A 12,012-nucleotide genomic window follows, 5' to 3' on the forward strand; every position below is an offset into this window, starting at 1 on the left:
AAACGGGAAGGCTTTATCTTTAGAACCCAGCCTTATCTGGCAGGTAAGACAAAGACAATCAAATATGGCCCTATGATAGTTAACTATGATGTTTAAAAATCGTGGCCCAAAAAATCGTGCCCTTAACATAAGGCAATCTCATAGCATTGGCAATTCAGCGGCGATGCACGAATGCCTTAGCTCACATCTCAGCCCATTGCTCAGCAAAAACATAACCCTATAGCTAGGCTCAAATCAAACGGCCAATAATACGATAACTTAGCCAAAATAGGCGGCTAACAAAGCGGCAGTTAACACAGTAAAAGGTAAATTTTAGTGGTTATCTTCAAGGCGCAGACGTTCGGCGATCCGACTGTAGATCAGCATCATTTCCGCCAGCGATCCCACTTGCATGCCCTTCATCAAATTGGCGCGGTGGATCTCAACCGTGCGCATGGCGATACAGAGACTATCGGCGATCTCTTGGTTCTTCAGGCCTTGGGCAATCAGGTTGAGTATCTCCCGCTCCCTTGGCGTGAGCGCTTGATAAGTCTCAAGATACTGATTGTCTTGATGATGCGCCTTGGTATGTTCCAACGCTTTGACAACCGCTTCGGCTAACTTAGCGCCATCGGCGGGCTTTTGGAAAAAATCCACCGCACCTAATTTAAGCGCATCTACCGCCATTGGCACATCGCCATGGCCGGTGAGATAAATCACCGCTAGCGGACTATTTTTTGCCACTAATTCAAGATGCAACTGTGGGCCACTCAAACCCGGCATACGCACATCGACTAGCGCACAACCCGGCAGGGTTAAGTCTACGGCGGAAAAAAAGGCTTCGGCGCTATCAAAATCGGTGATCTTAAGGCCATAACTTTCAAGCATAAAACGCAAAGAACGACGCACTGAGTCATCGTCATCGATTAAATACACAGGTAGCTCAAGACTCATTATTGTGCTCCATTGGGTTCTGGTTTACGCGGTATAGTCACCTGCGCTTGGCAACCGCCTCCCATTGCGCTTTCTAGGCGAAAGGTCCCGCCATGGCTCTCGGCAATATCACGGCAAATCACTAAGCCTAAACCTAACCCCTCTGATTTAGTGGAATAAAATGCTTGCATCAGCAGACTGGCCTCTTCGGTTAACCCAGTGCCATTATCCGTGACTGTCAGCAAGAGCGTGCGTTCTTGGTAGCGAAGATCGATATCGATCGTGGGCGTGTATGGCTTTTGCGTAATGCTCCTTTCAGTGCCACAGGATTCAAGCTCTAACCGCTGAACGCAGGCGTCAAAGGCGTTTTTCAGCAAGTTAAGCAACAACTGCTGCATACCAACTTCGTCGAGGGGCTGTAAATAGGGTTCACCATTCACATTGACGGCAAGGTTTATCTGATGTTGTTCAAACTCATAGGCAAGCAGTGGCACAGTATCATTGACCAACTCATGCAGATACAAAGGTTGTTTCGACACAGGTCGCTTCTTCAATAAATTACGTAATCGACTAATAATATTGTCGGCGCGCGTGACTTCCTGCTGGATCAGCGCCAATACCGATTGCAACTCCTCAGGGCTCGTCCCCCGCTGTAATCGCACTTCGGCGCCATGGCAATAATGGCCAATCGCCGCCAAAGGTTGATTGAGTTCATGGGAGAGACTCGCACCAAGCTCGCCTGCAATGGCAATACGCTGGGCATGTTCCAGTAACGCGCGGTTTTCATTGAGCTGGCGCTGAGTGTTAATCAACTCACGGCCACGACGACTAAAGCGGTATTCAAGCCAAAAATGATACACATTGAGTAAAACCAAAATCCCCAAAACAAGCCAAGCCCATTGTTGATGTAACTTGACCCACTGCCACGCCCTTTGCCACCATGGCGCCTGCAAAGGATGCATATCGAGATCTTTAAGCAGTTGATCGATCGCAAGCTGACTCACGGCCGTGGTCCAGCCCGCAGAATCAGCAGACTTAGCGGCGAGATGATCTTCGGGCAGCGCCAGCAAAGCTTGAGTCACACTTTTAGCCAGAGACTGGGAGGCGCGATTGGTCTTTGCCATAGACCAGTTGGGATAAAGGTGGGTCGAGACTTGGCAATTAAATCCCGCAGGCGCTTGATTATCGATCACTCGATAATGGGCGATGTTAATAAGACCTTCCGTTTGCATCTGCTCAAGCTGACACACAGGCACGACCGCAGCATCTAACGGTTGATGCCGCTCTGTGGAAGTTTTTTTGTTATCTAACTGATAAATCAAGTTATCTAGTGGAAACCCCAGCGGAATAATCTCACCCACAAAGCGAGGCAAATCTATGCCCTTTAGCTGCGCTTCGTACACTAAGGTCAAGTAACCACCAAAGGCATTTTTCGATACGATCCCGAGCCGACGCCCCTTGAGATCAGCTAAGGTTTGATAGGGCGAATCGGCGCGCACCACCAGCGCCGAACCCACTTGCATCGCCGCGCCATTATTTAACGGACTGCGCAGGGTCGCCAACCAAGTAAGGGAATATTGCCGCGCCAGCAACACGGATTGCCCTGGGTTGGTGATCACAAAATCGAGCCCTTGGGTTTCAACGCCCTTAGCTAGCTCATCGAGGGTGAGAGGATGTAACCTAAAGTAACTGTTGGAAATTTGGGTTTCGAGCCACCCCATCAAAGGTTGCCAGCGGTTGATGGTTGCCTTATAACCGCGGATGGCTAACACGCCCACATCGACCACTTGATAACTGGGCTCTTCGATAGCAACTTGAGCAACAACCTCAGGGTCAGTTAATCCCGAATGCGCACTTTGATTTAGTGGCTCCGCAGCAAACACCTTAACCGAAGCCAGCAAGCATAGGAATAACACTGCGTTCCTTGGCTTTTTTCTCGGCTTTTTCCTCGGTATTGCCACAGAATGTGGAGTGCTCAGAATCGATAACGGCCACTTGACCGATACAGCTAAGCGAAACACAGTTTTCATCATCCTCAATAACATGAAGTGCAATCCTTTATCCCCAGTCACTCACACTAAAATCAAGTCCAACTCAAGCTAAGAAAAGGCCAAACTCAAGTAACAAAAAATAAAACCCTATCATTTTGAAGGCTATTCTAACGGATATTTGTTGCGCTAGATCAAGTCCACACCCGATATGTGGAAAACCACTATAGTTATGCCGCCTCCCCTTTTACAGAATGCCTGTAAACCTCGCCATAAACCTTAACTCTAGGTCTATGAGCCAGTTTATTCGCCATCTGCAAGAGTGAAGGAAATCTGTATGGACAAGAGTAAACGTCAGTTTCTCGGCAAAATGGCCTGCGTCAGTGTTGGCGCCGCACTGATCCCTGTGGTGCAAGTGTATGCGCAGGATGATAAGCGCAGCACTCAAGTGCACAGTGCCAGCGAAGGCCAAGTGGGTAAACGTTACGGTATGGTAATTGACTTGCGCCGCTGCGTGGGCTGCCAAGCCTGTACCGTCGCTTGCACTATCGAGAATCAACCACCCCTCGGGCAATTTCGCACCACAGTGCAGCAGTATGAAGTTTCGCAGCTGGAAGATACCACTCCGCCTGCGTTTTTAATGCTGCCAAGACTTTGTAATCACTGCGAAAACCCGCCCTGCATCCCCGTTTGTCCTACGGGCGCGACCTTCCAACGCAAGGACGGCATAGTGGTCGTCAACAATGAATGGTGTGTTGGCTGTGGCTATTGCGTACAAGCCTGCCCCTATGATGCGCGCTTTATCAACCACGACACTAATACCGCCGACAAATGTACCTTCTGCGCCCATAGGTTAGATGCAGGATTACTGCCTGCCTGTGTCGAAACCTGCGTAGGAGAAGCCCGTGTGATTGGCGATCTGAATAATCCCAACAGCCAGATAAGCCAACTGCTCGCCGCCAACAAAACCGACATCAAGGTGCTCAAACCGACGGCTAATACTGCGCCACGGGTGTTCTACATCGGCATGAGCAGCGCTTTTGAGGACAAGATTAGCGGCCAAGCCCCCGTTAGAACCTTACTTACCGATACTGGCGAGGAGATCCACCATGGTCATTAAAGAAATCTTTACCCCAGATATCGCCATTACTTGGCTACCTTGGGCAGTGCAATACTTTTTTATGATGGGGCTCGCCTACGCCAGCGTATGGGTAGCGACAATACATTTGTTCAGCCAATCCAAACCCGATGACAGATTGCTGAAGCTCTGCGCCTGTTTAATGTTAACAGCAGGTATCGTCGCTCCTATCGCCTTACTCGCCGATTTACACCAACCGCTGCGGGCTTGGCATTTTTATGCGCAAGTTCGCCCCGATTCGTGGATGTGGTATGGCGCCTTTTTACTGCCCGTATTCTCGGGCACCAGCGCAGTGTTTGCTTGGCTGCTACTGCGTCAATATCTGCCTAAGCACACCACGAATCAATACTCAGATTGGGTGAATAAAATAGGCCAATTATTGAGATTCGGTGATTGGAACAGTGACAAATTCATCAAGCCGATCGCACTGATCACGGCCCTGAGTGCCTGCAGTATCGCCCTCTACACTGGCATGGAAACCATGGCCATTAAGGCGCGGCCACTGTGGCATACCTATTGGCTGCCACCTTTGATGGCAATGAGCGCCCTTCTCGCCGCCTGCGGCACTTTGGTGGTACTGAATCGACTATTAAAGGGCTACCAACAAACTACCCAAGACAGCCTATTACTCTGGGTAAGAGCCAGCTTTGGTCTATTCGCCCTATGCCTTATCGGCTGGGCGTTATTCGATAAGGGCTCGGCCCCTGAAGCCGCACTATTGCTTGAAACCAGCCCAAGCTGGCAACTGGCTGCGATTTGGGTACTGGTCACACTCGCCGTGCTGGCACTGATGCTCGCCATTCGTCACTTACCCAATGTTGCAATGCTAATCGTCAGCCTCACGGCCATTCACCTTGCGTGGGGATTTCGCTGGATAGTGCTAATTCAAGCGCAAACCGATCCTAAATACGGCGCGGGGACTTATCTCTATCAACTGCCTTGGGGACCCGAAGGGCTATTAGGCATAGCTGGGACCTTCGGCCTCTGGTTAGCATTAATGGCGCTGGTCTCCGAACTTATTCGCCACACGCCTGCGGCAAAACTTGCTCGCTGAGCACCCAATTAGTTTACAGAATTAAGGAGTCCATCATGGATAAGAGTAAACGTCGTTTTATCAAAGGGGCCGCTGTAACGGGTGGTGTGGGATTATTTGCTGCGGGTTATAGCCATACATTAGCGCAAATAGGTAAAGGTGTCGTCAATGGTACCTCAGGAAAACCAACCCAAGATCCGCTGCACGGCAATTCCTTAGCACCTGAATACAAAGTCGATTTACAGTCAGGCCAGTTAATCAGCAATGACGATCAACGCATCGCCAATACTATGTGCTTAGGTTGCTGGACCAAATGCGGCGTGCGCGCTCGTATCGATCAAAAAACCGATAAAATCATCCGTATCAGCGGTAATCCTTATCATCCGTTGTCATCGCGGGAACATATCGATTTCGATACGCCAATAAAAACCGCCTTTGTTGGGCTTAGCGCCTTTCAAGAACAGGGGCTACAAGGACGTTCCACCGCCTGCGCCCGCGGTAATGCCATGCTAGAACAATTAGATAGCCCACATCGCGTTACCCAATGTCTTAAACGCGTGGGTAAGCGCGGCAGCGGCCAATGGCAGAGCATTAGCTTTGAGCAATTGCTGAATGAAGTCGTCGAAGGTGGTGATTTATTTGGTGAGGGCCAAGTCGAAGGCTTAAGAGCAATTCGTGATATCACCACGCCGCTCGATACCAATAATCCAGAATACGGCCCTAAGGCCAACCAGTTACTGGTCTCAAACGCCTCCGATGAAGGCCGCGATGCCATAATCAAACGCTTCACCTTCAACAGCTTTGGCACGCGCAACTTTGCCAACCACGGCGCTTACTGTGGATTTACCTACCGTGCTGGAGCGGGCGCTTTATTGGATGATTTGAAAAAATACGCCCACTTAAAACCCGATTGGGACCATAGTGAATTTTTACTCTTTATCGGCACTTCACCGCAGCAATCGGGCAATCCCTTTAAACGCCAAGCAAGACAATTGGCTAACGCGCGGGTAAATAACACCAATTTCAGTTATGTGGTGGTGTCGCCCATGCTGCCCAATACCTCGAATCAACCTTGTGCGGGCAACAACACTTGGCTGCCGATCCGCCCCGCCACCGACTCGGCCCTCGCCATGGGCATGTTGCGCTGGATTATCGATAACCAGCGCTACGCCGCTGAGTTTTTGAGTGCGCCCAATGTCGATGCCGCAAAAGCTTCAGGTTACCGTGGTTTTAGTAACGCAGGCTTCTTGATCGTCAGCGAACCTACCCATCCAAGATATGGCCAATATCTCTTTGCCAGCGATCTTGGCTTACCTTTCGACGGCAAAGCCTACGGCGAGCAAGACTCGCAGTTGGTTGTCGATGCCGCGAGTGGCAAGATAGTTTTGGCGAGCCAAAGCCTGAAAGCCAAGCTCGACGTTGACCAAAACGTCGACACACCTAAGGGGGTGATTGCGGTTAAATCTAGCTTCCAACTGTTAAGTGAAGCGGCGCAGAGCTTCGAGATGGCACACTATGCCAAAGAGTGCGATATCAGCGAGGCGCAAATTATCGCCCTCGCGGATAAATTTACCAGCCATGGCACTAAGGCTGCGGTGATCTCCCACGGCGGTACAATGAGCGCTAATGGTTTTTATAGCGCGTGGGCAATCATGATGCTCAACGCCATGATAGGTAACATCAATTTAAAAGGTGGCGCATTAGCTTCCGGCGGTTCCTTTCCCGCCTTTGGTAAAGGCCCAAGGTATAATCTGCAGGAGTTTGACGACATGGTCGAGCCTAAGGGCGTATTCCTATCGCGATCTAAATTCCCCTACGAGAAAACCTCTGAGTATCGCCGTAAAGTCGAAGCGGGCGAATCGCCTTATCCTGCAAAGGAGCCTTGGTTTCCGATTTCATCGCCCTTGCTTGGCGAACATTTAACGGCGGCGGTGCACGGTTATCCCTATCGACTCAAAGCATGGATTAACCACATGGGCAATCCGATTTATGGTCAAGCGGGCCTAGGTGAAGCCATTGGTGAACAACTGAAAGATCCCAAAGTGCTGCCACTGTTTATCAGTATCGACAGTTTTATTAACGAAACATCGGCGCTATCGGATTATATCGTGCCCGACACATTAACTTACGAGTCATGGGGTTGGAGCCCTTCTTGGCATGGGACCCTGACGAAGGAAACGACAGGTCGCTGGCCGATTGTCGAACCAAGGGTCACAAAGATGGCCAGTGGCGATGTGGTCTGCATGGAATCTTTCTTGAGCCAAGTGGCGATGAAACTGCAACTACCCGGCTTTGGCGAAAATGCCGTTAAGGCCGCCGATGGCAGTTTACATCCGTTAACGCGCGCAGCGGATTACTCACTTTACGGCGCCGCCAACGTGGCCTATTTGGGTAAAGCCGTCGCCGATATCAACGCTGAGGACATGTATCTTAGCGGTGTGAGTCGTATTCAAAGTGAGCTCAACGCCAGACTCAAGCCAGATGAAGTCAAAAAAGTCAGCTACTTATTTGCCCGCGGCGGCCGCTTTGAAAATATGAGCGGTGCACGGGATGAAGTGGGGAATCCAACCAAGGTTTGGCCAAAACCTATGATGCTGTGGAATCCCGAAGTGGGCAGTCGCCGTAACAGTCTCACAGGGGAATTTATGAGTGGCTGTCCACGCTTATATCAACCCGCCTTAGCCAATGGCACACCGCTCGATAAGGCGTTTAATAAATCACAATGGCCTTTGCTGATCAGTAGTTACAAATCCCACACCATGAGCTCTATGAGTATTGGCTCGGATCGTTTGCGCCAAGTGCACCCTAATAATCCGGTGCGACTGAACGAGAAAACCGCCAGTCGCCTTGGGATCAGCACTGGTGACACGGTCAAGATCAGCACGCCCAACGGCAGCGTGATTGCCTTAGTGGAATGTGTTGCCGGAGTGCACCCTGACTGCATCGCTATCGAACACGGTTATGGCCATAAGGAACTCGGCGCGCGGGACGTAGTGATCGACAACCTTAAAATCGCCGCCAATCCGCTGATCCGAGTCGGCATCAATATGAACGACTTGAATCTGTTTGATCCGAGTCGCCACGGCCGCTACCCGCTGGTGGATTGGGCAAGTGGCGCATCAGCAAGACAAGGACTGCCCGCTAAGATTGAAAAACTAGCTTAGCATCACTGTTATCCTCACTCGGCTTCTCAGCTGCGTGGGGATCCAGCAATTCGCACCTCGCTGGGATGGTCAAATATGTTTTTGAAAACAATCTAAGTTAAACATGGCAAAACTGCCATGATGCTGAAATAACAGTGACGATATTGAGATTAGGCCTTTACAGCAAACTTACTGATCTACGGCCTCTAATCAAACTGATACCAATAAAGACTGAATTTTATCATTCGATTTAGCCGTAGAAAAAAGCCACTGAAGGTAGACCTCAGTGGCTTTTGTTAAACTCGGTTTTAGGCAAACGATTACAGGCTTGGCAACACTTCGCCGCCATCACCTAATTCCACACTATCTACCCGTTGTAATCCCCGTGGCAGCTTAGCGCCACGGCGGCCGCGCTCGCCACGGTAATGCTCTAGATCGCTCGGTTTCAGGGTCAGCTTACGCTTTCCGGCCCAGAGCGTCACAGGGGTATCACTGGGCACTAGCTGCAGATGCGTCATCAGCTCGTCACGACTCTTAGCACGTTCTGTTGGGATCCCAATAATCTTATTGCCCTTACCCTTTGAGAGTTGCGGCAAGGCTTCAAGGGAGAACAGTAGCATCCGCCCTTCGTTGGTGATCGCTAGGATAGACATCTCACGATTTCGATCAATCAGCTTAGGCGGCAACGACTTAGCATTAGTTGGTAAGCTGAGCAGCGCTTTACCTGCCTTATTGCGTGACACCATATCGTTATAGGTGCAAATAAACCCATAACCCGCATCGGTCGCTAACAGGAAGCATTGCTCCTCTTCCCCCATGATGACATGTTGCATGGTCTCACCCGGCGCCATATTAAAGCGGGTGGTGATGGGCTCACCTTGGCTGCGCGCCGAGGGTAAGCTGTGGCTATCGGTCGCAAAGGCCCGCCCCGAGGAGTCGATAAACACGGCGGCCTGATTACTGCGGCCCATGGCACTACAGAGATATTGATCGCCAGCCTTATAGGATAAGGACAAAGGATCGATATCATGGCCCTTGGCACAACGCACCCAGCCCTTTTCAGACAGCACGACAGTCACTGACTCACTCGGCGTTAACTCTTGCTCTGTTAATGCGCGGGATTCATGGCGTTGCACTATGGGTGAACGACGTTCATCGCCATAGGTCTGCGCATCTTGAAGCAATTCTTTCTTAATCAAGGTTTTTAGGCGACGATCAGAACCAAGCAGTTGCTCTAACTTTTCGCGCTCGGCTTCAAGCTCATCCTGCTCAGCCTTGATTTTAAATTCTTCTAACTTAGCTAAATGGCGTAATTTTAACTCGAGGATCGCTTCGGCTTGTTTATCCGTTAAGGAAAAACGCGCCATTAACTCGGCTTTAGGATCATCGTGGAAACGAATGATTTCAATCACTTCATCAATATTGAGGAAGGCGATCATCAAAGCTTCAAGGATATGTAGGCGTGAAACCACTTTATCTAAACGGTATTCGAGACGACGCCTGACGGTATCGACACGGAACTCTAACCACTCGGTTAATAAGGTTTTTAAGCCCTTCACCCTTGGTCGACCGTCTAGGCCAAGTACGTTTAAGTTTACCCTAAAGCTTTTTTCTAAGTCGGTAGTGGCAAACAAGTGCGCCATCAATTGATCACAATCGACACGATTAGAACGGGGCACCACCACCAAACGCACTGGGCTTTCATGGTCTGATTCATCCCGCAGATCGGCCACCATAGGCAATTTTTTTGCCTGCATTTGGGCGGCGATTTGCTCTAGGATTTTACCGCTACTGGCCTGATGTGGCAGCGCGGTAATGATGATCTCCCCCGCTTCCACAGTGTAAACGGCGCGCGCCTTTAACGAGCCACGGCCAGTTTCATACACTTTGGCAATATCGGCAGACGACGTAATGATCTCGGCTTCGGTGGGATAATCCGGCCCAGGCACATAACTCATCAATTGCTCGAGTTCGAGCTTAGGATCATCGAGCAAGGCCACGCAGGCAGAGACTAATTCCCTGACGTTGTGCGGCGGAATATCCGTCGCCATCCCGACCGCAATACCAGTAATCCCATTGAGCAGAATATGTGGTAACCGTGCGGGTAAGACCTTTGGCTCCTTTAAGGTGCCATCGAAGTTCGCGCCCCACTCGACCGTACCTTGGCCAAGCTCGGATAACAACACTTCGGAGAACTTAGATAGCCGCGCCTCAGTGTATCGCATGGCCGCAAATGATTTAGGATCATCGGGTGCACCCCAGTTACCTTGACCATCAACCAATGGATAGCGGTAGGAAAATGGCTGCGCCATCAGCACCATTGCCTCATAACAGGCGCTATCACCGTGGGGATGGTATTTACCTAATACATCGCCGACGGTACGGGCAGATTTCTTATGCTTAGATTGGGCCGATAAACCTAACTCACTCATGGCATAGATAATACGGCGCTGTACAGGTTTAAGCCCATCACCAATATGCGGCAGGGCTCGGTCCATGATGACGTACATGGAATAGTTCAGATAAGCCTCTTCGGTAAAGCGCCGCAGTGGCATTTGCTCTACCCCATCTAGGCTTAACTTGATTGCGTCACTCATTGTCTTCTAGTTCCTGTGTCTCTTCAGTACTATCGCCATTTTTAAAGAACAAGCGATACACGTTACCTTTTAAATCATCTGAGATGTACATGGCACCATCATCGGCCGATAACAAGGCATAGGGGCGAGCGACGGGAAATTCACCATCGAGGAAACTCACTATCGTTTCACGTCCCACCACTTGCTGGTTTTCAAGCTTAAGCATCACCACTTGATAACCCACTTTGCTCGAACGATTCCAGGAACCATTCTCTGCGACAAATAATTGATTATGATAAATTTCAGGGAATTTATCCCCGCGATAAAACGCCAGCCCCGTCGGTGCAACATGGGCGGGCAACTCATACACTGGCACTGTAACCTTTAGGTTTTTCGGCTTTTCATAGGCGGGTTCAACAACGGATGTGGCATGTAGATAAGGGAAGCCATAGTGACTCCCCACAACATCGACACGGTTGATTTCATCTGGGGGTAAATTATCCCCCATCCAATCTCGGCCCTGATCGGCAAACCATAATTTACCGTCGACGGGCGACCAATCAAACCCCGTCGCATCACGTACCCCAGAGACTATCTGTTCACTCGCACCGGTATCGACATTGATCGCAATAATGCTGCTATAGGGCGCGGCCGCCTCACAGACGTTACAGGGGGCCCCGATGGAGACATACAGCCTATCATCGGGACCAAAATGCATCGCACGGGCGCTCTTCTTGTCCGATTCGGGCAGATCGCTGTAGATTTCCTTCGGACGACTCGGGCGACGTAAACGCTGTTCTATATCAGCAAAACGCAGAATTTTACTTTCACTGGCAACGAAAAGATCGCCATTATGGAATGCGAGGGCATTGGGATATTCCAGCCCTTTTGCAATAACGTAACGTTTATCTACACGGCCATCTTGATTGCTGTCGACGAGCGCATGCACTGTGCCGCTTTTATGGGAACCCACAAACAGGGTGCCATTGGCGCCCATGGCGAGCTGCTTAGCATCGCCAACATCCGAAGCGAACAGTGATAAACCAAATCCCTTGGAGACGGTAATCATGATCGACTGAGACCCCGCGATGGCGTTCTGGCTCGGTCCAAAAGCCATACATGCCAGCAGGGGAAGATAGGCAGACAATAGCTTTAAGTATTTATAATTATTAGTTTTAATACACAACATTGTAATATTCTTTATGCCTAAGTTTTATTGTTA

At 50.1% G+C, this 12,012-nt stretch carries 7 protein-coding genes; 3 read left to right on the forward strand and 4 right to left on the reverse strand.

From position 1 onward, the window contains the following. Window positions 1-312: 312 nt before the first annotated feature. Both JFT56_RS16535 and JFT56_RS16540 read right to left on the reverse strand, forming a co-directional pair. Entirely contained in the window at window positions 313-933 is a 621-nt protein-coding gene (locus JFT56_RS16535) for a response regulator transcription factor (protein ID WP_198781090.1), read from the reverse strand. Next, window positions 933-2,957, reverse strand: coding sequence for a sensor histidine kinase (locus JFT56_RS16540; RefSeq protein WP_198781091.1), 2,025 nt, complete (start codon window positions 2,955-2,957; stop codon window positions 933-935). Before JFT56_RS16540 ends, JFT56_RS16535 begins: the two co-directional genes overlap by 1 nt. 280 nt (window positions 2,958-3,237) lie before the next feature. Between JFT56_RS16540 and dsrO the strand changes: the two genes are divergently transcribed. Genes dsrO through JFT56_RS16555 form a run of 3 tightly spaced genes read left to right on the forward strand, consistent with a single transcriptional unit; the run spans window position 3,238 to window position 8,235 of the window. Further along, window positions 3,238-4,020, forward strand: coding sequence for a sulfate reduction electron transfer complex DsrMKJOP subunit DsrO (dsrO, locus tag JFT56_RS16545; RefSeq protein ID WP_198781092.1), 783 nt, complete (start codon window positions 3,238-3,240; stop codon window positions 4,018-4,020). Further along, window positions 4,010-5,092 carry an NrfD/PsrC family molybdoenzyme membrane anchor subunit gene (nrfD, locus tag JFT56_RS16550; RefSeq protein ID WP_198781093.1) on the forward strand — a complete coding sequence of 361 codons (1,083 nt, stop codon included), beginning with the start codon at window positions 4,010-4,012 and terminating at the stop codon, window positions 5,090-5,092. Before dsrO ends, nrfD begins: the two co-directional genes overlap by 11 nt. Window positions 5,093-5,127: 35 nt before the next feature. Continuing rightward, window positions 5,128-8,235, forward strand: coding sequence for a tetrathionate reductase subunit A (locus JFT56_RS16555; RefSeq protein WP_198781094.1), 3,108 nt, complete (start codon window positions 5,128-5,130; stop codon window positions 8,233-8,235). 299 nt (window positions 8,236-8,534) lie between these two features. On the opposite strand, the gene parC is transcribed toward JFT56_RS16555, so the two are convergent. Both parC and JFT56_RS16565 read right to left on the reverse strand, forming a co-directional pair. Further along, window positions 8,535-10,811 (reverse strand): DNA topoisomerase IV subunit A, encoded by a 2,277-nt coding sequence (gene parC, locus JFT56_RS16560; protein ID WP_198781095.1) that lies wholly within the window; start codon window positions 10,809-10,811, stop codon window positions 8,535-8,537. Next, window positions 10,804-11,979: a PQQ-dependent sugar dehydrogenase gene (locus JFT56_RS16565; RefSeq protein WP_198781096.1), complete on the reverse strand. Its 1,176-nt coding sequence runs from the start codon at window positions 11,977-11,979 to the stop codon at window positions 10,804-10,806. The genes parC and JFT56_RS16565 overlap by 8 nt, the downstream gene beginning before the upstream one ends. Window positions 11,980-12,012 lie beyond the last annotated feature (33 nt).

Source organism: Shewanella putrefaciens (assembly GCF_016406305.1).
Taxonomy (GTDB): Bacteria; Pseudomonadota; Gammaproteobacteria; order Enterobacterales; family Shewanellaceae; genus Shewanella; species Shewanella putrefaciens_C.